This window comes from Allosphingosinicella deserti, assembly GCF_003012735.1.
GTDB classification, from domain to species: Bacteria; Pseudomonadota; Alphaproteobacteria; order Sphingomonadales; family Sphingomonadaceae; genus Allosphingosinicella; species Allosphingosinicella deserti.
Genome location: NZ_PXYI01000014.1, coordinates 71,986 through 93,575, shown reverse-complemented (window position 1 = coordinate 93,575; position 21,590 = coordinate 71,986). Strand labels below are relative to the sequence as shown.

Annotated in this window: 21 protein-coding genes and 1 pseudogene; 14 read left to right on the top strand and 8 right to left on the bottom strand. The window is 66.6% G+C overall.

Annotation, left to right across the window (positions count from 1 at the left end):
- Together C7I55_RS28610 and C7I55_RS26640 are read left to right on the top strand one after the other, a co-directional pair.
- Positions 1 to 110, top strand: a pseudogene (locus C7I55_RS28610) (IS630 family transposase); the annotation flags it as partial.
- Positions 111 to 215: 105 nt separating this feature from the next.
- Complete coding sequence (locus C7I55_RS26640; RefSeq protein ID WP_146151161.1) at positions 216 to 719, top strand: hypothetical protein; 504 nt, start codon at positions 216 to 218, stop codon at positions 717 to 719.
- A 350-nt stretch (positions 720 to 1,069) separates the two neighbouring features.
- Here C7I55_RS26640 and C7I55_RS26635 read toward each other — a convergent pair whose 3' ends face one another.
- Together C7I55_RS26635 and C7I55_RS27910 are read right to left on the bottom strand one after the other, a co-directional pair.
- Positions 1,070 to 1,261 (bottom strand): hypothetical protein, encoded by a 192-nt coding sequence (locus C7I55_RS26635; RefSeq protein WP_106516091.1) that lies wholly within the window; start codon positions 1,259 to 1,261, stop codon positions 1,070 to 1,072.
- A 1,225-nt stretch (positions 1,262 to 2,486) separates the two neighbouring features.
- Complete coding sequence (locus C7I55_RS27910) at positions 2,487 to 2,783, bottom strand: hypothetical protein (protein ID WP_146151159.1); 297 nt, start codon at positions 2,781 to 2,783, stop codon at positions 2,487 to 2,489.
- Between the two features lie 989 nt (positions 2,784 to 3,772).
- Between C7I55_RS27910 and C7I55_RS26615 the strand changes: the two genes are divergently transcribed.
- From C7I55_RS26615 to C7I55_RS28395, 3 genes are all read left to right on the top strand, one after another.
- Entirely contained in the window at positions 3,773 to 5,002 is a 1,230-nt protein-coding gene (locus tag C7I55_RS26615) for a pectate lyase family protein (protein ID WP_158266613.1), read from the top strand.
- A gap of 292 nt (positions 5,003 to 5,294) precedes the next feature.
- On the top strand, positions 5,295 to 5,495 hold the full coding sequence (locus C7I55_RS26610; RefSeq protein ID WP_146151158.1) for a hypothetical protein: 201 nt from the start codon (positions 5,295 to 5,297) through the stop codon (positions 5,493 to 5,495).
- A gap of 277 nt (positions 5,496 to 5,772) precedes the next feature.
- A complete protein-coding gene (locus C7I55_RS28395) occupies positions 5,773 to 5,943 on the top strand; it encodes a hypothetical protein (RefSeq protein ID WP_158266612.1) in 171 nt (56 codons plus the stop codon).
- A 295-nt stretch (positions 5,944 to 6,238) separates the two neighbouring features.
- On the opposite strand, the gene C7I55_RS26605 is transcribed toward C7I55_RS28395, so the two are convergent.
- Positions 6,239 to 7,510: a calcium-binding protein gene (locus C7I55_RS26605; RefSeq protein WP_158266611.1), complete on the bottom strand. Its 1,272-nt coding sequence runs from the start codon at positions 7,508 to 7,510 to the stop codon at positions 6,239 to 6,241.
- Positions 7,511 to 8,308: 798 nt separating this feature from the next.
- Between C7I55_RS26605 and C7I55_RS26600 the strand changes: the two genes are divergently transcribed.
- The 9 genes from C7I55_RS26600 (at position 8,309) to virB11 (ending at position 17,157) form a co-directional block, all read left to right on the top strand.
- Positions 8,309 to 8,764 carry a MucR family transcriptional regulator gene (locus C7I55_RS26600; RefSeq protein WP_106516084.1) on the top strand — a complete coding sequence of 152 codons (456 nt, stop codon included), beginning with the start codon at positions 8,309 to 8,311 and terminating at the stop codon, positions 8,762 to 8,764.
- Positions 8,765 to 9,303: 539 nt separating this feature from the next.
- Entirely contained in the window at positions 9,304 to 9,612 is a 309-nt protein-coding gene (locus tag C7I55_RS26590; protein ID WP_106516082.1) for a TrbC/VirB2 family protein, read from the top strand.
- 3 nt (positions 9,613 to 9,615) lie between these two features.
- A complete protein-coding gene (locus tag C7I55_RS26585; RefSeq protein ID WP_106516081.1) occupies positions 9,616 to 9,900 on the top strand; it encodes a type IV secretion system protein VirB3 in 285 nt (94 codons plus the stop codon).
- The gene (locus C7I55_RS26580) at positions 9,879 to 12,254 is read left to right on the top strand and encodes a VirB4 family type IV secretion/conjugal transfer ATPase (protein WP_106516080.1); all 2,376 of its coding nucleotides are present in this window, start codon (positions 9,879 to 9,881) and stop codon (positions 12,252 to 12,254) included. The genes C7I55_RS26585 and C7I55_RS26580 overlap by 22 nt, the downstream gene beginning before the upstream one ends.
- Positions 12,251 to 13,525: a type IV secretion system protein gene (locus C7I55_RS26575; RefSeq protein ID WP_106516079.1), complete on the top strand. Its 1,275-nt coding sequence runs from the start codon at positions 12,251 to 12,253 to the stop codon at positions 13,523 to 13,525. The genes C7I55_RS26580 and C7I55_RS26575 overlap by 4 nt, the downstream gene beginning before the upstream one ends.
- Entirely contained in the window at positions 13,522 to 14,343 is an 822-nt protein-coding gene (locus C7I55_RS26570; RefSeq protein WP_106516078.1) for a virB8 family protein, read from the top strand. Before C7I55_RS26575 ends, C7I55_RS26570 begins: the two co-directional genes overlap by 4 nt.
- On the top strand, positions 14,340 to 15,038 hold the full coding sequence (locus C7I55_RS26565; protein WP_106516077.1) for a TrbG/VirB9 family P-type conjugative transfer protein: 699 nt from the start codon (positions 14,340 to 14,342) through the stop codon (positions 15,036 to 15,038). The genes C7I55_RS26570 and C7I55_RS26565 overlap by 4 nt, the downstream gene beginning before the upstream one ends.
- Positions 15,038 to 16,153 (top strand): TrbI/VirB10 family protein, encoded by a 1,116-nt coding sequence (locus C7I55_RS29335; RefSeq protein ID WP_269845238.1) that lies wholly within the window; start codon positions 15,038 to 15,040, stop codon positions 16,151 to 16,153. The genes C7I55_RS26565 and C7I55_RS29335 overlap by 1 nt, the downstream gene beginning before the upstream one ends.
- Positions 16,150 to 17,157: a P-type DNA transfer ATPase VirB11 gene (gene virB11 / locus C7I55_RS26555; protein WP_106516076.1), complete on the top strand. Its 1,008-nt coding sequence runs from the start codon at positions 16,150 to 16,152 to the stop codon at positions 17,155 to 17,157. The genes C7I55_RS29335 and virB11 overlap by 4 nt, the downstream gene beginning before the upstream one ends.
- A gap of 40 nt (positions 17,158 to 17,197) precedes the next feature.
- Here the strand turns inward: virB11 and C7I55_RS26550 are convergent, their stop codons facing one another.
- From C7I55_RS26550 to C7I55_RS26530, 5 genes are all read right to left on the bottom strand, one after another.
- Positions 17,198 to 18,247 (bottom strand): NAD-dependent epimerase/dehydratase family protein, encoded by a 1,050-nt coding sequence (locus tag C7I55_RS26550; RefSeq protein WP_106516075.1) that lies wholly within the window; start codon positions 18,245 to 18,247, stop codon positions 17,198 to 17,200.
- Between the two features lie 120 nt (positions 18,248 to 18,367).
- Positions 18,368 to 18,556 (bottom strand): hypothetical protein, encoded by a 189-nt coding sequence (locus tag C7I55_RS26545; protein WP_146151157.1) that lies wholly within the window; start codon positions 18,554 to 18,556, stop codon positions 18,368 to 18,370.
- Between the two features lie 206 nt (positions 18,557 to 18,762).
- On the bottom strand, positions 18,763 to 19,731 hold the full coding sequence (locus C7I55_RS26540) for an NAD-dependent epimerase/dehydratase family protein (protein WP_106516073.1): 969 nt from the start codon (positions 19,729 to 19,731) through the stop codon (positions 18,763 to 18,765).
- Positions 19,731 to 20,717 (bottom strand): ATP-grasp domain-containing protein, encoded by a 987-nt coding sequence (locus C7I55_RS26535; RefSeq protein WP_233222432.1) that lies wholly within the window; start codon positions 20,715 to 20,717, stop codon positions 19,731 to 19,733. The genes C7I55_RS26540 and C7I55_RS26535 overlap by 1 nt, the downstream gene beginning before the upstream one ends.
- The gene (locus C7I55_RS26530; protein ID WP_158266610.1) at positions 20,714 to 21,433 is read right to left on the bottom strand and encodes a metallophosphoesterase family protein; all 720 of its coding nucleotides are present in this window, start codon (positions 21,431 to 21,433) and stop codon (positions 20,714 to 20,716) included. Before C7I55_RS26530 ends, C7I55_RS26535 begins: the two co-directional genes overlap by 4 nt.
- Positions 21,434 to 21,590: the final 157 nt, after the last annotated feature.

Here is a 21,590-nt window from a genome sequence, read left to right as displayed (position 1 = left end):
AGGAGCGCACCGTCGAAGCCTGCTGGAAGCGCATCGGAACCCTCCTCGACTGCTTCGACCCCGTCGAATGCGCAAACTACCTCGCAAACAGCGGATATGCTTCAGTCTAAGATGATCATGCTCTAGCGATGGCAGAACGCCGCTAACGGGTCATCCGAACACGGTACTTGCATTGAAGGCGTTAGCTCAACCAGAATGTCCGTCAAGGCCATTTGGTGAACGCGAAGATGATGTTGAAACGTGCCTGGCCTCTCCTGCTGATCGCTCTGGTCGCCCTGCAAGCATTCGTGCGCCCCGACGCCAACATTCTAAGCGTGAGAGACGACAGCTTTCATATTCTCCGCCGGATCTCGGCAGGCAGGGAAAGCCCGTGGCCTGCCCAGACAGGTTTCACGCGATTGATGGCAACCGAGTATCAGTGTGGGTTTCCTGTCAGACCGGATCTTCTCGAACCGCGCCTTTCCGAAATAATCTCACCGCTTCGCTGGGCCTCGGAACGTATATACCAAGGCGATCTTGTGGATGCAGCCATGGCAAACCTGTCGCCTTGGCAAGTCAGGCTCTGGCAACTCCGCTACGGCCTGGGTTTATGGTCGGGTCGATTGGACGACGGGCCCGTTTCACCGCAGAAGGTGGACGAGGCGCGCCGCTTTGCCATTCTCTACTACCAAATGCGCCTTCGCCAGGTCGCATGCGACACCGCGCGCGGGATGCGCTAATCGACAGCCAAATGTGAAACCTTCGTTCCGGTTGATCTCATCGACGGTAATGAGCGGACGCTTACGCCTTCTCCGCGCCCCGCTGCGACTCGCCGGTCCGGCTTCTCTTCTTCTGCGCAGGATGGCGGCCTTGAACCGTCTCCACCGTCCGCCGGACGAGAGGCGCGCAGCAGGGCGCGAACGCGGCTCGATCTTCCCGTCGCCCGCGAACACCGTGGCCGCATCCGCGCGGAGCCCGCGAAAGCGACTGCCGCCGCTTGCACGATGTGCGGGTCCAGGTCGCGTGCATGCCGCCGCCGGAGGGGCCTGGAGCCGTGCTCGCCTCCAGGCGCCGCCCCGACGACGCCGACTTAGTGGGATCGTACCCGGCGGGCCGGCGGACTGCCGCGCACAGGGCGATGCGCCGGTCGCGAACCGGCTCGGTCCGCAGCGTCGATCGCGTCGAGCAGCCCATCGAAGATCTCGCAGTCCGGCAGCGGAATGGCGCGGCGCAGCCGCGCGCCAATCATGTCCAGATCGTCGTGCGCGATGAGTCTGAGCACGCAATGCCCCTCCTGGAAACGAACTCGTCCGCATCCCTGCCCGGGCGCGCTCGTGCCCGTCGATAATGCCTCATTCCGTCGCGCAGACCGTGTGGTCTTGCGGGCTAGTCCAAATGGTCAGCGGCTCCGGGGCGGAGGCGGGCCCGTCGCCCGCGCCCCGGCCCGCCGCATCATGCCATGAGGAGGTTGGCCTGACCGCCGCCCCGCCCAGGCAGAGAGAGAGGGAGAGGAGAGAGAGAGAGAGAGACGCAGTCGACGGGCTTGATGCTTGCCCGAGCGGACTACCTCCTCAGAGGCTTCGCTAACATCGCATTTACGACCTAAGGTCGGCTCTTCCCGGCGCCTCGCAGGCGGCGAAGTGTGAAAGCGGCGACGGCCGCATGGTACATCACCGCCGACCTGCACCGGCACCTCTGGACGATGGGAGAGAATGATTGGCACTGCCCGCGACTCTCGCGTCGTACATCCCATTCGGGCGCTTGCCCGCATGCTGGCCAACGGTTGCCGGATGCCGGTCCTGAATCTCGAGAATTGCTCCGGATGCGGAACCCTTCAGCCGGAAGGATCCAGCAGGTGCAGGAGCTGCGGCCGTCGCGCGGCTGGCGGCATTGCGGTTTCGGACCGGCGACGGCGGGCACTTGCCGTCGTCATCGTCCTGCTCGTGGCGGTTGTCGGCGTTGCGTTCGTTCGCCCGGGCGGGCGTGAGCCCGCCGGCGCGCTGACACAGCCGATCGTCCTCAGAGACCGGGACGACCCCAGATCCGTCTACCGGCTGGTCGCGTGGCGGCGAGAGCAACAAGGAACTGCGGAAGCACTGGTGCAGCGCGACGGCACCAGCGGCCGCAGCTTTTCCCGTCGCGAAATCGATTGCGCAAACGGACGTGCCCGAGAACTCGGCGCCGGAGACTCCCTGTCGGACTCGATAAGCAGCCGGGCCGCACCGCCTTATGCGGTTCCGCCGGCCGGGTCGATCTGGGCACAGGCGGTCATGCTCGTCTGCAGGTCGCCGCCGGGCTGATCCGGTCGGATGTCCGCCGGTTCTGCCGCGAGCATCGGCACGGCTGCGCATGGCGGCACTCATCTCGGCGGAGACCTGTCCCGCATGCGGCGCAGACGTCCCTCACGCCGGCAGGCAAGCCGATCGCCGGGTGCGCGCGTGCGGATACCCGGTATGCTCATCCGTTATCCGCGGCTCGGCAACCGACCGCCGGCGAGGCGGCAGGAGTCACCGCGCCGCGGCAAATGCGGCCGCAGGCTTTGCATAGCAGCCCACGAGTGCCTGCTCCAGGACGGTTGCGGCACCGGCGAGGGAGATATCCTGCACCGGACCGTCGTCGACCTGCACCCGCGCCGTGGGTGCATCTGCAAGAAGGTCCAGCAGGCGCGAGTCGCCGATCAAGCTGATCCAGACCGCTGACCGGCCGTCCCGCACAATGTCGAGCGCAATCCTCCGGCCTTCGCTTGAAATCGTAAGTCGGCCGCGCAGCAGGGTATCCGCGTCCACCAGGCTGATGGCGAGCACAGGCGTGGCATGCTGGCAGGTGATTGCGATCCCCTGAAGCCGCCCGGAGGCCGCAAGGCGCGCGACGGGGCGCCCCCCGGGCCTGGTCACGACCTCCCAGGCGGAATCCTGCGCGTGCGCGGCATCATGCGCCGCCGCAAGGACGCAGACTCCCACCGCAGCCGCGAGGGTAGCGGCAAGAGACCGACGAGAGCTTCGGACTGGCATGAGAACCTCCCGGCTGAACTGCAAAAGGAGCACGAGCCTCCGGCGGCCGATCGCCCGACTCCCGGCAAGTCCATCTTCTTCCTCGATCCGCCCGCGCGTCAAACACTATGAAGATGCGGAGGCCGCCTCTTTTGGCGATATCGGGCGCACCACTTCGCGCCCGAGCAGCTCGGGGACGAGGACACGACGCCTGGATCGAAGCCGGATCTCGGAGCCGGGGACGGTGTGACCATCCGCGGCGCTCCTTACCGGCGGCCAAGCCCACCAAATGCGTTGCGCGCGCAACGCCCTACCACTTTCGGTCGATTGTCAGCGCCGGCAAACGCAGTGAATACCCTCCCGGCACGGCCCGCACGCTCGAGACCTCACAAGCTCTGCGCTCGACGCATGGGAACGAAAGCGGCGGGCGGCGGATGTCGGAGGGGCGAGGACACATGCACGCACGGCGACGTTTCAGCATGGTCACGGTCGGCTTGCTCTGCGCCGGAGCCCTGTCGAGCTGCGGCGGAGACGATGACGCCGGTGCCGCGCAGCCGCCACCGCCGCTCCCCGCTCCGGTGCCACCTCCACCAACTCCTCCTCCTCCGCCACCACCGCCGCCGCCGCCGCCACCCGGTACGCCGGCAGGCCCACACGACCCTTCAAAGCTCGCGGATGGACGACAGCGCGCCTTTCCCAGCGCCCAGGGCTTCGGCGCCGCGAGCATCGGCGGCCGCGGCGGCCAGGTGATCGCGGTCACGACCCTGAACGACACGGGTCCGGGATCTCTGCGGGCGTGCATGATGGCGACCATGCCTCGTATCTGCATCTTCAGGGTGGCGGGAACGATCGTCCTGCAGAGCCAGATCAAGCCGACGGCGGGCCGCCTCACGGTCGCCGGCCAGACGGCGCCCGGCGGCGGGATCGCGATCCGCAATGCGCCGACCAACCTCACCGGCTCGCCTATCTTCCTGAACGCGCCCGAGAACATCATTCGCCATGTCCGGATCCGCCCCGGCCCCACTTCGGGGGCCAAGCAGGACACGACCGACGCGATCACCGTCGACGCCGGTGCCACGAACACGATCATCGATCATGCGAGCCTCTCCTGGGCGACCGACGAGCAGTTCAACTCGACCAAGTCATCGGCCAACATCACCGTGCAATGGTCGCTCATCTACGAAGGCCTCAGCAAATCGACGCACGTCCAAGGCGAGCATGCAAAAGGCGTGTTCATGGAAGGCGGCAATCTGACGCTGCATCACAATCTGATCGCCCACGCCACCGAGCGCCTGCCCAATGCAGGCGCCGGCGCACGGATCGATGTGGTGAACAACATCTCTTACAACATGCGGGAGAAGGCCCACCAATATTTCTCGATGATCTTCCAGGGCGCCGGCGTCAGGCGAGAGGCGAACATCATCGGCAACTGGGTGTCGATGGGCCCCAGTTCGCTTCGCGGGATCGGGATCTTCGGTGCGGACTACCAGGAAGAATATTCGACCTTCCCCGGTCAGGCGGGATTCTATCTCGGCTGGAACATCGACGGGCGACGGCTCAGTGACACGCTCGACGAGCGCCTCTTCCTCGATCCGTCCGACTGGAGATATGTCGTCGCGGCCCCATACCCGATGTCCATGTCGCTTTATACACGGGCAGCACAGGCCGTTCAGGATGTCGCCGCACTGGCGGGCGCCTGGCCCCGCGACGGTGCCGACCAGCGCGTCGTCGCGGATTTCCTCGCCTGTCGGGGCAGGATCATCGACGATCCCGCCGAAGTTGGAGGCTGGCCTTCGCTCGAGGCGGGCCAGCCTTATGCCGACGGGGACGGCGACGGCATGGCCGACGATTGGGAGGCACAGCAGGGTGTCGGCGACGGGGCGGCCGACAAGGATGGTGACGGCTACACGAACCTCGAGGAGTTTCTGAACGAGCTTGCCGGGGACCAGGATCCGACAGGCAGGTTCCTCGACCGGATCGGGACCGGAAGCGCCCCCTTGCCGCCGGTGAATTGCGGTCTTCCCGTCGCCTGACGCGCACCTGCGCGTGCTTCGGAGCAGGTGCCTTCTTCCCGCTTCCTGTCGTCCGACCGCCGATGGCGGGCAGATCCTGCCGCCGATGGAACAAAATGACACAAGTTGCATAAATACATCGTTTATGGATGAAACCCGGGCTGGACAGCCGCAGCCGGATGCGTTTTAAACCGCACCCGGTGTCAGTTGCGTCTGATCCGAGTTTCCCGGACCTGAGCCCGCCGCCACACGAGCAGGGCACATCGTTCACGAGTGGCGAGCCATTCATGATGCAATATTGGAAGAGCAGACGTTGAGCGATCGACCGACGCAACTCGGCATAAGAGCACGCGGCGAGCCTTCGCCGCGCCTGCGCAAATATGAAGTCAGCGGCGAGGATGAGGAAGGTTTCATCCACAGCTTCCACACCGACGACATGCAGCAGGCGCTCGACATCGCCGAGATCATGCGGGAAGATCTCGCCCGCGTCCGCATCGACAGCCACGACACATAGCCGGAGCCGGATTCCCGGTCGGGCCTGCTCGCCACAGGGGCCGCTCGCGCGATCGAAGCATGTGTCCGCTCCGGCCGTCCTGCCCTGGCGGCTGTTCCTCGCGGTCGCGCAGACCTGACACTGCAGACCGGCGGCGGCTTCGTTGGCCTGATCCGCCCGAACGACGTAGCCGTACGGAAACGAAGAGGTAGTCGACATGTCGCGATCTCGGCTCGGAATATCCGAAGCCGATCATCGAAAAGCGGCTACAAGACGTCGCCCGGCAAGGGAGGCTGCGATGTGGCAGGTGCACAAAGAGCGTTCGCAATCGATCCATCTCGATGTCGAGGACAGGCATGACGACGATATCGAGACCGCTACCAGGCTTTCTGACTTGATTGTCCGGGGACTGGTTCTGTCGATCGTGCTGTTGCTGGCGCTCATGGCGCTTCTCGTTTCCATCCTCTGACCACCGGATGGAACGTGCGGCGGAAGGGTCGATGACGGGAGAGGCACGCCCCCGCTGTCGTGCTCCTGGCGCGCCAATCCGACGTCCGCAGGTTGAAGGCGGTGCCGCCGCATAGCCCCGTCTTCGTCACCGATGGGATCGCCGACTTCCGCCGCAGCGTTCGATCCTGTTGTCCGACGTGCTCGCATACGCCTTTGGCCCATCCCGGCGACGGCCCTCCGCAACATCCTGGCCCTGGCCCCTCTCGCGCCTCGCGGATCCGCAGCATCCGCTTGCGCGAACGTCACCGCCCACCCTAGCCGAAGACGAAATCCGAAGCGCTCAGGTCAGCGGCGGTCACGGGCGCCGGCCAGATGCCGTGGAGTTCTATCGTGAAGTGCTCGCCTGCCTCGGTCACCACATCCAGCGCGACGTGCCCCCCGTACGGGCTCTGCGCCGGCGGGACATCCCGCCCGAAGACGCTCCCTGCCGTCCCGCCCGCTTCGTATCGCGTCACACCCAGTCCGACGAACCTGATCAGATCGAAGCCGTCCTCGAATGCGATCGTATCGGTACCGTCCAGCCCGGACCGATCGAAGACGAAGAGGTCGACGATCTGGTCGGCGCCGCCCTCCAGCCGATCCGACCCCGCGCCTCCTTCAAGCGTATCGGCGCCACCGCCGCCGATCAGCATGTCGTCGCCTGCACCTCCGCGCAGGACGTCGGCGCCCGGTGAATAAGGCTGCGGAACGATCGCCAGATCCTCGCCCCAGAGTGCGTCGTCGCCGGCGCCGCCGACAAGCAGGTCGTCGCCCTGCTCTCCGTGAAGCAGGTCGTCGCCGCTCTCCCCGTAGAGGCGATCATCTTCGTTGCCGCCATGCAGGTTGTCGCCGCCGAGCGCGCCGTAGAGAGCATCCTTTCCGCTGCCGCCCTGAAGCCGGTCCGCTCCTGCCGCTCCGACGAGGAAATCGTCTCCATCCTCCCCGGACAGAGTGTCGCCGATACCGAGGGCGACGGATGTCGTGAGCGCCAGGTGATCGGCGTAGAGGCGATCGTCTCCGCTGCCTCCGACGAGCGTGTCGAGACCGCCATTGCCGATCAGCAGGTCGTTCCCCTCTCCCCCATCGAGGATGTCATGGCCCGCTCCCCCGAGCAGCGTGTCCTCGCCGGTCTCGCCGAAGGCGCTTGCGCCAGTTGCGTAAGCGGCGCCCCCGGGACCGTGCGCCGAGAGATCGAGGAAGTCGTCGCCCGCATCCAGGCGGAACGCCTCGATGGATCGGAAGGCCCCAAGTCCATTGGCCTGCACGCCATTATTGTAGACGAGGATGTCACTCGAGGCGGATCCATGGATCGTGTCGTACCCGCCGCTTCCCCTCAGCAGGTCCAACGAGATGGCCATCGGCGATCCCGCCCTCTTGTACGTGAAATTGGTCCCTCCTCCCTGGACGATCCCCGTCGTCCACGTGAAAGCCGCCGTGGAGGCATCGATGTGCAGGGCTCCCAAGGCATTTCCGAAGGCGTGGAAATGATCGTCGCCCTGGGTCCCTCGAATCGTCTCTGCCTTCTTGTTGTTATAGAAATTCGCCATCATGCCTCTCCCGTTTGCCCGGCGAACCCTATCCGCGACGGAGTGAGCCGGCATTTGACCAAATGGCGAGGGTTGCGGACGCATCGGTAGCGACTGGCTGCGATTGCGAAGTAAGCGATCCGGAGGGTTGCGCGAGCACGAGACGCTGGCAAGCGTTGCTGCGTCGACGGGCGGCACGGCGGAGAGGCAGGCCGCCGATGCCGCACCGACCCGGCCGACCCGAGATCCCCCGACACCGTATCGAGAGTCACCATGCGGGGATCGGACAACCCGAAAGACGGGGGCGCTGTCCATGCAGGGGCCCGCCGGAGAGGTTCCGAGTTGCCGGGTGACGCCTTGCCGCCGCCGTCCGGACGACCGTTCTTGCCAACGATCCCCGTTCCGCCGCTTCTCGGCCGACCGACGCGCGTGCAGCGTGCCACCCTGACATCCGGGATCATCCCGAGCCTCGGCGGGTGGTACGGGCCGAAGCAAGGGATCGACTTCGGCCCGCCACGCCTCAAGGGGTCAGGCGCAGGAACCTTCTACCACGATCTGACGCGCGCGCGGCGGCGCATTGTGAGTAGCGCCCTGCGCGTTTGCGCCGGCGCGACTCGCCGGCTTTCGTCAGCGCGCGTCCGGAGAGTCGCCGTCGCGCAGGCTCTTTCCCGCCGCCCGCGGCGCCGAAGCTGCGTCTCGGCGGCCCCTCGGGAACCCGCTTCCGTCGAAAAGGGATTAGTCCTTCACCTCTCTTGGCGGGACGGTTCCGAAGCCGGAGACTGGCGCCGACATCTCGCTCGTCGTGGAGGGACTGCGAACATGGGAAATGCTGATCTGGTGCAGCTCACCGCCGATATCGTTGCCGCGCATGTGTCGAACAACAAACTGGCGCCGGCGGACGTGGCAAGCCTCGTACAGCTGGTGCACTCGGCGTTGCGCGATCTCGACATGCCGGCGGCCCCATCCCTTCCGGAGAGCCGCCCGGCTATCTCCGCACGCGCGTCCCTGCGGCCCGGTCACCTCACCTGCATGGCGTGCGGCGAGCGGCACAAGCTGCTTCGGCGCCATCTGCGAACCAAGCATCACCTGTCGCCGCCCCAGTATCGGGAACGTTACCAGCTGGCGCCCGATTATCCGATGGTCGCTCCGGACTACGCCGTTCGCCGCCGGGAGATCGCGCTTGCGTTCGGGTTCGGCTCCGACTCCGACCGGTACCAGCCTGTCAAGCGCCGCGTCGCGCGCGCCCCGTCGCGGCAGGCCACGTCGTCGGCGTGAACCGGCCGCGGCGCGCGGGCAAGCGGTCACGCGGCCAGTCGTTCACCTCGCCCGGAAGCTTCGATCCGAGTCCCGATACAGCGGATCGCATGCTCGCCATGTTCCATCGGCTGCGCGTTCGAGCGGCCGGGCGCACGACTCGCAAAGGGCGACGAAGTGCCCTCCACGTCTCGTCATGGAGCAGGTCGACGGCCGGTGAAGGCCCAGAAAGCAAAGCAACTTCATGCACCTGGGAATAGCAGAAGATGTCGAGCCGACGCCATGGTCCCCGCGAGGCCGGGACCTTCCGGCGACCCCGGTGAGGAAGGCCCTAATTCTTTGGACGTAGAGAGCGAAGCGGCGGCTGCTCCTTGGCGATTACTCCGCGCGCGGGACCACAGGGCGGGCACGGTCCGCCGGTCCGAAAGGCGTAAGCCTTAATAGCGTCCCTCCCAGTCCGAGAGATCAGACAATGCGTCGTCGATCTCTGCTAACGCGGAGCGCTGCTTCGGTTGCAGCCGATGCCGTCTTGGAAGGGGAGGCTTGTGCCCGCCAGGCCAATGAAGATCAACTTCGTCATCGCCTCTCTCGCAGCCCTCGCGCCTGTCGGCGCCGGCGCGCAGGACGCTCTGACGGACCCTGCAGGATCCGGGGTGATCGTTGCCGCCGTTCAATGGCTCCAGGGAACACTTCTCGGGACCATCGCGACGGTCGTCGCAGTGATCGCCGTCGCCACCGTCGGCTTCATGATGCTCACCGGCCGAATGAACTGGCGTTACGGGGCGACGGTGATCGTCGGATGCTTCATCCTGTTCGGGGCAGCGAGCATCGTCGCCGGCATCCAGTCCACGGCAAGCCTCGGCAATTGAGCCGTGGAACGGCTTGACCATGATCCGCTGTTCGTGGCGCTGACGAGGCCGCAGATGTTTGCCGGCGTAACCTACAGCTTCTTCGTGGTGAATGCCGTGCTCGCGACGGAACTGTTCCTGATCTTCCGGTCTGCCTGGGTCTTGCTGACCGCCCTGCTCGTTCACGGCGTCGGTGCCGTGCTCTGCGTCGGCGAGCCGCGCTTCTTCGATCTCTGGCTCGTGAAGGTGCGCCGCTGCCCCCGCGTGAAAAACCACCGCTTGTGGCGATGCAACTCCTACCGGCCCTGACTCGTGATCGCCGGCTGATAGACCGCGAGCGGCCGGTCGGCCACCACCTGCCTTATGCACGCCACGTGGATGATCGAACGATCGAGACTCGCGACGGCTTCCTCCTCCAGGTGATCCAGCTCAGGGGTTTCCTGTTCGAGACGGCGGACACCGACGAGATCAACTACCGCAAGCGTCTGCGCGACGGCATGCTCCAGGCCATCGGCTCGTCCCGCTTTGCACTTTATCACCATATCGTCCGTCGCCGGGTCGAGGCGGAGCTTGACGCCGGCTTCGACGACGACTTCTCGCGCGCCCTGAACGCGGCATGGCAGAGCAGGCTTGCCACCAAGCAGCTGTACGTCAACGACCTCTATCTCACCCTCGTCCGGCGTTCTCTGCAGGGCCGCGTCGGCATCCTCGACGGCATCCGGCGCACTCTCGGCCGGGCCGCGGCGGATCCGGCGAGCAGCGCCGGATACGAACTGCGGCAGCTCGATACCGCACGCGAAGCGTTGCTGGCGGCGCTTGGAAGCTACGCGCCGCGCTTGCTGGCGATACGGAGCGGCCGGAACGGAAGTTTCTCCGAGCCGCTCGAATTCCTGTCCACCCTGCTCAACGCCGAGACCCGGCCGGTGCTGCTGCCGACCCGGGACATCGGCGAGTATCTTCCCTACCGCCGGATCAGCTTCGGCCAGGAGACGATCGAGCTCGGCGCTGCGGGACCGACACCGCGCAGCTTCCTGGCGATGGTGTCGATCAAGGATTATCCCGGCCAGACCCAGGCCGGGATGCTCGACGACCTGCTCCGGCTCCCGTACGATCTGACGATCTCGCAATCGTTCGGCTTCGTCGATCGCCAGGCCGCGCTTTCGGGCATGAACCTGGCACTTCGCCGGATGCGCTCGGCCGAGGACGAGGCGGTGAGCCTGCGCGCAGACCTTTCGCGCGCCAAGGACGATGTCGCCGCGGGACGGGCGACGTTCGGCGAGCATCACATGACCATCGGAGTCCATGGGGAGACTCCGGACGCCGTCGATACCGCGACCGCCGAAGTGCTCGCGTCCCTCGCCGATCTCGGCCTCATCGCGGTGCGCGAGGAGATCGCGCTCGAGCCGGCCTTCTGGGCCCAGTTTCCCGGCAATTTCGGTTATGTCGCCAGGCGCGCACTGATTTCTTCGGCCAATTTCGCGGGGCTCGCGAGCGCTCACAACTTCCCGATCGGCCGCGCCTCCGACAATCACTGGGGCGACGCGGTGACCCTGCTAGAGACGACCGCGGCCGGGCCCTATTTCTTCAACTTCCACCACGGCGATCTCGGCAATTTCACCGTCATCGGCCCATCCGGATCGGGCAAGACGGTGGTGCTCAACTTCCTGCTCGCCCAGGCGCGCAAGTTCCGACCGCGGATCATCTTCTTCGACAAGGATCGCGGCGCTGAATTGTTCATCCGCGCGATCGGCGGCCGCTATGATCTGCTGCGCCCCGGCACGCCGTCCGGACTCAATCCGCTGCAGATCGAGGACAGCAACGCGAACCGCCAGTTCCTGATCGGCTGGCTAGCGGTGCTCACCGGAGGCGCCGACGTCGACGAGATGGCGCAGATCAAGGACGCGATCGACGCCAGTTTCGCCCAGCCCGCCGCCCACCGCCGGCTGCGCAACATCGCCGAACTGTTTCGCGGCGGTCACCGTGCCCATTCCGCCGATCTGTGGGCACGGCTGCGGCCCTGGTGGGGCGACGGCGAGCGCGCCTGGCTGTTCGACAATGTCCAGGATCTCACCGATTTGACGGCCGAGTCGGTCGGGTTCGACATGACCCAGATCCTCGACGATCCCGCGGTCCGCACGCCGGCGATGATGTACCTGTTCCACCGCGTCGAGGAGCGGCTCGATGGATCGCCGGCGATCATCGTCGTCGACGAGGGCTGGAAGGCGCTCGACGACGAGGTGTTCGTCCGCCGGATAAAGGACTGGGAAAAGACGATCCGCAAGCGCAACGGCATCGTCGGCTTCGCCACCCAGAGCGCCCAGGACGCGCTCGAAAGCCGGATCGCAAGCGCGATCATCGAGCAGGCGGCGACCCAGATCTTCATGGCCAATCCCAAGGCGCGCGCCTCCGACTATGTCGAGGGGTTCGGCCTGACCAATCACGAATATGAACTCGTTCGCACGCTCCCCGACAGCGCGCACAGCTTCCTCGTCAAGCACGGCACCGACAGCGTCGTCGTTCGCCTGAACCTCACCGGCGAGCGGGATCTGCTCACCATCCTGTCCGGCCGGGAGCGCACGGTGCGCCTGCTCGACGAAATCCGCTCGGAGACCGGCGACGATCCTGCCGCCTGGATTCCGCGCCTGCTGGAGCGCGTGGGATGACCTGCCCTGCGTTCCTTCCGGGAGAGGCATTTCTCACCCGCGCCCTGTGGACGGTCGACTGCTACGCCCAAAGCCTGGGCGAAAACGGATATCGTACACTTGCGGCTCCGGGGTCGGCGACTTCGCTCGTGCTCACATCCGTTCTCACCATCTTCGTCGCCCTGTTCGGCTATCGCCTGCTGTTCGGCGACCCGCCCGATGTGCGGGAAGGAGTGGTCGCAGCCGCCAAGATCGGAGTCGCGCTCGCGCTTGCGACCAGCTGGCCGGCGTTCCGGACGCTCGCCTACGACGTCACTCTGCGGGCCCCGGCCCAGCTCGCCTCGACGGTGGGGAGACCGTCGGGGATACCGGGGACCGAGGGAGCCCTCATCGCCCGACTCCAGGGCGTCGACACGCTGCTTGCCGAGCTGATGATCATCGGAACGGGCAGGCCCCCTTGGGCCGAAGCGAATGTCGCGCCGACTGGAGTTCTGACGCCGGCACAACAGCAGCAGGAGCTTGCAAGGCTGCAACGGCTTCAGGACCGGCCTCCCTGGATCCCGGCCCGGGACGCCCGGCTTGTCGGCCAGGCGAGAACGCTGTTCCTCGTCTCGGCGATCGGTGGATTCGCGGCGGTGCGGCTCCTCGCGGGATTGCTTCTGGCCCTTGGGCCTCTGTTTGCGCTCTTCCTCCTGTTCGAGCGGACGAGAGGCCTGTTCGAAGGCTGGATCCGGGGACTCGCGGGCGCGGCGCTCAGCATGTTCGCGGTCGGGATCCTGCTCGGGATCGAGCTTGCCATGCTGGAGCCGTGGCTTGCCGCCCTCGTCACCCGGAGGCGGGCAGGCCTCGCCGCTCCCGAGGCACCACTCGAGCTGCTTGTCGCGACGGCTTCCTTCTCGATCGCCTTGCTGGCTTCCCTCGCGGGGGTCGCCAAGGTGGCCAGCGGCCTTCGTTTCCCGTTCTCGCGGCGTGTCCACCGGCACGCGGGGAGGCGAAGCGACAGGTTCGCCGATGCCCCGACCGCGACGCCGCCGCAGCGGCAGGCGGCCGAGGCGCTCGACATGCGAAGCCGGGCCGTGAGCGTCGCCGACGCAATGATGGCCGCCCAACGCCGCGACAGCGCAGCCGTCCCTCCCCAAGCGATGCAACTTGGAACCCGCCTCGTCGAGACTCAGGGGGCGCGCAGCGCACGAGCGACCGCGGCGGCCATTCCGCCGCTCACGCCGGACGGCCGTCGACGCACGCGGGGCCGCGTATCCGGGGCCGCGGATCAGCGGGACAGACGACGATGAGCGGGCAACCCGACGATAAACGCGAAGCGTATTATCAGCGCGCCGACGCCTGGGCGCGCGACATCGAGCATCAGCGCCGACGCCTCATCCGAAACGCCTGGCTGATCGCTGCCGCAGCCACCGTCATCGCGATCGCCGAGGCGATTGCCCTGATCGTGCTCGCCCCGCTGAAAACCGTCGTGCCCTACACCATTCTCGTCGACCGCCACACCGGCTTCGTTCAGTCGGTCGATCCGCTCGGCACGAAGCGTATCACCGGCGACGCGGCTCTGACCGAGAGCTTCCTTGCCCAATATGTCACGGCGCGGGAGAGCTTCGATCTCGACACGGTCCAGGCAGATTACCGCAAGGTCGGCCTGTGGTCGGCCGACCGCGCGCGGAGCGACTATGTGGCCGCGATGCAGGGCAACAATCCGGACAGTCCGCTCCAGCGTTACGGCCGAAATGCCTCGATCGAGGCTCGGGTGAAGAGCGTGTCGTCGCTGGGCCCCCATCTTGCGATGGTTCGATTCGACACCGTGCAGCGCGACGCCGGCGGCCGGGCGAGGTTCACGGGCGCCTGGTCCGCGATCATCCGCCATCGTTACACCAGTGCGACAATGCCGGTCGCCGACCGCTTCATCAATCCGCTCGGTTTTCAGGTCCTGCGATACCGGCGCACTGCCGAGGCGCTTCCGCCTGCCGAGACGCTTCCGATTGCGCCGCCTCCGGCGGCCGATCCGCGCGGATCGCAGCCGCTCACCGTTCCGGCGCCGCCCGCGATTGCTCCGCCGCCGTCCGGCACGGCTGGCGAGGATCGCTCCGGGCCGGAGCTATGAGACTGGCCGCCGCCATGCTGATCACCGCCTTCGTCTCGGCACCACTGGCCGCGCAGGTCCGCCCGCAGCCCGATGACGGCAACCCGCGGCTGCAGAGCATCGACTTCATCGACGGCCAGGTGGTCCTGCTGGAGACCGCTTTGGGCTATCAGCTCACCGTCGAGCTTGCCCCCGACGAGCAGATCGAGAATGTCGCGGTAGGCGAGAGCGGAGCCTGGCAGGTCACCGCGAACAGGCGCGGTGACCGGCTGTTCATCAAGCCGCTGCAAGCCGGCGTGGTCACCAACATGACCGTGATCACCAGCGCACGATCCTATTTCATGGACCTGGTCGCGCTCGCGGAACCGACTCCGGAAACGGCCTATTCCGTCAGGTTCCGCTATCCCGCCCCGGCCGACGAGATGGCGGCGGCCCCCGGTCCGGCGACAGCGACCGGGCGGTACCGGCTGGAAGGCGACCGCGCCTTGAGGCCGGTTGCAATCAGCGACGACGGCATTCGGACCTATCTCTCGTGGCGGGACGGACTCGCCATCCCGGCGGTGTACGGGACCGAGCGGAACGGCACCGAGAGCCTGGTCAACGGGATGATGCGCGAAGACGTGTTCGTGATCGATGCGGTGTACGAGAAGCTCGTGTTCAGGATCGACCGCGCGACGGCCAGTGCCGAGCGGGTGCGCCCGAGAGGGCGACGCTGATGGAGATCCGCGCCGATGACGTTGATCCCCGGGCCGATCCGGAGATCGCGCGCGACGTCAGGCCAATCGTTGCCGCGCCTGGAGGAGGCGTTCCTGCCTGGGTCTTCGTCGCGCTCGCCGCAGCGGGAGCGCTGCTCCTGTTCTTGCTCCTCGACTCCCGTCGACGCGCGATCTCCGAACGGCAGGAGGGCGCCGCCGTCTCGTCCGCGCCGCCGCTTCCGGGGCCTCCCCCGCCCCTCCTGCTTCCGTCCGCACCGCCTCCACCGCCGGCGCCGGCACCCCGCACCCGACAGGCTCCGGTGACCGTTCGCCCCGAGCGACGGCCGCCGCCGCCGCCGCCGCCGCCGCCGCCGGAATATGTGCCGCCGCCGATTGCGACGCCGGTGTTGCCGCCTCCCCCGGCGCGCGGCGATGCCGGGCCCGCGCTGGTGATCGACACGACCGCTCCGCCCGCCACGACGGACCCACCTGCCGGAGCCGGACCGCCGGCGGGCGCAGCAGGCGCCGGGGGTGCAGAGGGACAGACGGCGGTCCTGGGCTCTCGCGTCAGGGCCGGAATGCTGGCGAACCGCTCCACGACGGTACCGCAGGGCACGCTGATACCTGCTGTCCTCGAGACTGCCTTCAACTCGACCAGACCCGGTTTTGCCCGCGCGATCGTCTCGCGCGAGGTCCGAGGCTTCGACGGCACCCGAATTCTCATCCCCCGCGGCAGTCGACTCATTGGGGAGTATCGCGCAGACGCTGCGGCGGGCCAGAAGCGCGCGCTGATCAATTGGGTAAGGCTGATCCGCCCTGACGGTGTCACGATCGAGGTCGGATCGCCGGCAACCGACACGCTCGGGCGCGGCGGCGTCAAGGCCAAGGTGAACAATCACTTCTTCGAGCGCTTCGCCGGTGCGATCCTCCAATCGACGGTTGACATCGCACTGGCGCTCGCGGCCCGGAGCAGCAACAATTCGGTCATCGTCACGACGGCCGGGGGAGGCGCGCAGGCCGGCAATCTGATCCAGCCGGAACCGGTGCGACCGACCCTGACTGTTCCGGCCGCCACGAGCATCAGCGTGTTCGTCGCCCGCGACCTGGATTTCGCGAGCGCGGAGACTCGCCGATGAAAGCCTCTTCGCAAAGCGATGGCGCAGGCGTTTACCTGAAAAGCTACCTCGAACCGCTGAGGTCCGTCCTGGAACGCCCCGACGTGACCGACATCTATATCAACGCACCCGGTGAAATCTGGGTGGAGACGACGTCCGGAACGGTCGAGACCAAGCCTGCTCCGACGCTGGATGACACGACCTTGTGGCGCCTTGCCCGGCAGATTGCGGCAATGTCGCATCAGGGGATCAGCCGCGAGCATCCGCTTCTCTCCGCGACCTTGCCCGACGGCGCGCGAGTCCAGATCGTGGCACCGCCCGCCACCCGCGGCTCCCTGGCGATTGCGATTCGGAAGCATCTCGCAACCGACCTCACCCTTGCCGATTATGTCGCGGCCGGCGCGCTCAAGGACGTCAGCGTCCAGGCCGGCTTCGAGCCCGGCGGCGTCGATACCGCTCTGGACGACCGGTTGCGGCTCGGCGACATCGCCGGGGTCCTCGGCGAAGCCGTGCGAAGCCGGAAGAACATCCTGATCTCCGGCGGCACGTCGACCGGCAAGACGACGTTCCTGAACGCGCTGCTCCGCGAAGTGCCGCCGGAGGAACGCCTGATCTTCATCGAGGACACGCCGGAACTCCAGATCCGGCAGGCCAATGCCGTCGGCCTCGTCGCGGCACGCAGCCGGCTTGGAGAAAGCGAAGTTACGACCAACGACCTGGTCGCGGCGTCGCTGCGGATGCGCCCCGACAGGATCATCCTCGGCGAATTGCGCGGCGACGAAGCCTATGCGTTTCTCCGAGCGGTCAACACCGGCCACCCCGGATCGATGACCACCGTCCACGCCGACAGCGCCGAGCGCGCCGTCGAGCAGATCGCGCTTCTGGTTCTCCAGGGAGGAACGCGGCTCAGCCGGGAAGACGTGCATTTCTATGTGCGGCGGACGGTAGATCTGTTCGTCCAGCTGAGCCGGGCGGGCGGCCGCCGGCATGTCGCGCAGGTCGTGCTCAACGATACGCTTGCCTGAGCCGCAGGCGGGGGATCGACGGCGGCGTCAGGGCCTTGCTTCAGCGGCCGATGCCGGCCGGAACGGCCTTCGGCGCAAGGCTGGCGGCGTCGCGATGGTAGAGCTTGAACCAGGTCACGAAGCGCGGGATGCCGACGTCGATCGGCGTTGTCGGGCGATAGCCCAGATCGCGTTCGATCGCACTAATGTCCGCGAAGGTGTCGCGAACATCTCCCGGCTGGATCGGCATCAGGCGCCGCGCCGCCGTGCGTCCGCAGCTTTCCTCGATGAGGGCGATCATCCGCGTCAGTTCTTCCGAGCGATTGTTGCCGATATTGTAGAGGCGATGCGGAGCCCGGCTGCCGCCCGCTTTCTCCAGTCCATCGTCCGGCGGCGGATTGTCGAGGCTCGCGATGACCCCACTGACGATGTCGTCGATATAGGTGAAGTCGCGGCGCATCTCGCCCTCTCCGAAAACGTCGATGGCCCTGCCCTCGAGGATGGCGCTGGTGAACAGCCACATGGCCATGTCCGGCCGCCCCCAGGGCCCATAGACTGTGAAGAAGCGAAGCCCGGTGAGCGGGATGCGGTAGAGATGCGCGTAGGTCTCGCTCAGCAGCTCGTCCGCCTTCTTGGTCGCCGCGTAGAGGCTGAGCGGATGATCCGCACGATCCTCGACCCGGAACGGCAGGCTCTGATTGCCGCCATAGACCGACGAGGATGATGCGTAGACGAGATGGCGCACGCGCCGCGCGCGCGCGAGTTCAAGGATAGTGAGATGGCCGACCAGGTTTGACTGCGCATAGGCGCGGGGGTTGGAGATCGAGTATCGCACCCCCGCTTGCGCGCCGAGATGCACGATAGCGTCGAACCGGCGATCCGATACTTCTCGATCGAACGCTTCCCAGTCGGAGAAATCGGTCTCCAGGAACTCGAATCGCGCGCCATGACGAAAGCCGAGCTCGCGCACGCGATCCCGTTTGAGGGAGACTGGATAATAATCGTTCATGTTGTCGATACCGATGACTCGGTCGCCGCGCGCCATCAGGTGGTTTGCGACATGGTAGCCGATGAACCCGGCTGCGCCGGTCACCATTATCGTTTGTTCCATCGTAGCACCTCTGGCTGCGCGCTGCCGCCGCCGACCCGAAGGACAGGCGGCCCGGGGGGAAGGAATCCGGCAATCGAGCCGGCCGGCGTTCCAGGGCGAGAATGATGCGGGGCGGCGCGCTCAGATGATCGGTGCGCCGCGTTCGTCATAGGCGATGCCGGTGAAGTCGGACACGTAAGCGGGTTCTCCCGGGCCTGCTGCCGTTGCGGTGCGACCAGGCTCCGGGTTCGCATCCCGGACGGATGCGGCCCGATCACGCCTGCGGCCGGCCCGCGCCCCCGATCGCTGGATCCCTGTCCCCTTCGCCATAACATCCTCCCCGCCCGGCTCGTGGTGGAAGCAGTCTATGATGAGGACATTGCCAGTCGCCAGCTGTCCATCTGGCTTAAGCATGGACATTCCGGGGGAGCGGAGTTGGACTTTAGGGCAGCTCCAAAAGGTAAATGACCGCACGCGACACCGATCTGCTTGCAGGATGGAGCCTTTTGCTGTCCGTCCGCTGGGCCGTTTCTCGTTCAGCCGTGCAGGCAACCGTCCCGGGCGAACCTGCCCCGCACGGACTTCGTTTCGGGAGCCGCTTCTTCGAGAGAGTGCAGCATGCCGGCGAGGCCCTCCTCGAGCGCGACCGGTGCCCAACCGAGGGCTTTCAACTTGTCGATCGAGAGTGCCGCGAAGCCGCGGTCGGCACAGCCACCCGGATCGCGGCACTCGATCAGCTTGCTCCCCGATCCGATGAGAGAGGCCAGCAGGGTCACGATCTCCAATATCGTGCGCCGGGTGCCGGACCCGACATTGAAGACGCCGTCGGTCGCCGTTTCGAAGAATCGCAGGAGCGCTGCCACGACATCATCCACATGGACGAAGTCGGCCCCGAAGCCTCCTCCGCCGAGAAGAAACACCGGTTCCCCGGCGAGCAGCTTCCCCATCAGCGCCGGGATGGCGCCCGCTTTCTGCCCCGGTCCGTAGACGGAGCCGAGTCTCAAGGTGGTCAGCGCCGCCCCCGTCTGCCCGCACCGGTAGCGGGCAAGATGCTCCTGGGCGACCTTCGACGCGAGATAATATACCCTCGTCTCGGGGTGGAGCGGGTCCAGTTCGCACGGTCTCTCGATCCAGGGGGCATAAGCATTCGCGCTCGTCGTCTGGATCAGCCGGCGAACGCCCGCCACCCGCATCGCCTCGATCAGGCGAAGCGTGCCGTGCGCATTGGCCTCCATGCACAATCGCGCTTCCGCCGGATCCGAATGGTCCGCCGGCACGCGGGCGGCGAGGTGAACAACCGCGTCGGCGCCGGCGAGCACGGCCGGCTCGACCGGAGTCGTGGAACACAGGTCGAAGTCGCCGACTTGCCCGCCCGGTTCGGACGAGCCGCTCCGCCGGCACAGCAGCCGCACGTCGTAACCGCTCCTCCGGGCCGCTTCGACGAACCGCCGCCCGATGAAGCCGGTGGCACCCGTCACCGCGAGCAATGGACGCGCAGGCGCCATCAGCGCACCTGCTCGAGGGCCTCGGGCATGACCAGGGTTTCGCTGAGATGGCGCAGGATGATCGCCTCGGGTATCTCCGATGTCGCCACCGGCTCGTCCCGCAGGATCCGCCGGATGCACATCTCGACCTCGTTGAAGCCGACCAGTGCGCGCAGCGGCGTGGCCCCGGAAAATCGTGCGTTGATCTCGAACACGCGAGGCTTTCCCGATTTGTCCGTCCGAAACTGGAAATTGGCGGGTCCGTACGGATTGAGAGCCGCTCCGAGCCGCCGCACTTCCTCGTTCAGCGCCGGATAGGGCCCGGAATAAGCGCGGAACGTATTTCCGTCGCGAAGATCCCGCCGCATGACGATGGACGCGCAGGGAACGCCATCGAACACAAGGACGCTCGCGGTATATTCCCCGTCGGGTGTCCCGATACATTCCTGGACGATCAGCCCGCTGCGCCCGTTGAGGGCGCCCGCCAACTGATCACGGTCGTGAACGACGGAGACACCGACCGACCGCGCACCGATCCGCGGCTTGACGACCAGAGGAAAGCCGACCTGCTCGATCAATGCCTCGACCGCGTCGTCATCGTCGGCGCGCGCGGAGCCCGGCGGGTCGAAACCATGCGCCCGCAGAAATTCGAAGGTCCTGTACTTGTCGTCGGCGATTGCGATCACGTCCGGCGCGCTGACGATGATGCGGGTTCCAAAGCGCGTTTCCAGCGCGCTGCGATGGCGCGCGAAGGCGGCAAGCTCGACGTCCGTGCCGACGAGCACCACGTCCGGCATTTCGCGCTCGAGCAGCCCGCTGATCGCGTCGATATAGGCGGGGTCATCGGCCGGAGGCACCCGGTAGGCGCAAGCGCCCCAATAGAGTCCGGCCGAAAGCGGGTTCGGGTCGGTGACGACGATGGTCGCGTCCAGGGCCGATCGCCGGAGCGAGTTGATTATGCCCTGCCCGAGAACTGCGCCGCCACCGGTCACCAGTGCCTTGATCATGAAATATATCCACAGATGCGGTCTTTCGTTTTATCCGAAAGGCCGGTTGCACGAACGGCACGGATGATCGTGCCCCACTCCACGGCGACCCGGTGGCGCTGCAAAGCCATTTTTCCCTTCGTCCAGTCGACGAGACTCCATTCGCTGGTGTGTCCCGCATCCCGCGGCTGCCCGACCGATCCCAAGGTCGTGACCGAGCTTCCGTGGCTCTCCTGTGTTGCGAACCGGTGCGTGTGGCCGAAAAGCCCTGCCCTCAGGCCGCGGTCGGCGAGCCTCGAACAGGCGGCGATCAGATCCTCGGGCGCGCGAAGATAGGACCAGTCACCCGGCTGATAGGGATTGGCGTGCGCCATCAGCAGCCCGTCGACGCTCCAGTCGTCGAGCCAGTCGAACCTGGCTATGCGGTCTCCCCCGCCAATCCGTGCCCACGTCCACTCCACCGATTCCCGTATCCACTCCGGGATGGTCGCCTCGTAGCCGGAGCGGCGCGTTGCACGATCGAGATAGATCTGGTCGTGATTGCCGCGCACGAGCACGGCACCGTCGCGCGTGACGGCGTCGCAAGCCAGATCGAGGGTCTCGTCCGGATGCACGCCATAGGTCAGGAGATCGCCCAGCAGGAGGAGCTGGTCGAAACCGGTCCTCCGTGCCGCGGCAAGCGCTTCCCGGAAGGGACCTGCCGCGGCATGGATGTCGCTGATGACCGCTATCCTCATCGAATCTCCTGTCGGGGGTCCGGCGATCCACTCGCCGACCGCATCGATACAGTATCGGCGACCAACCATGCAGCCGAACGGCGGTCTAATCCGGAATCGCAGGCACTAGTCCGTTCGAGAGGCGCGCGGGCACCGGCGTCTCCTTGCCGCACCTCCA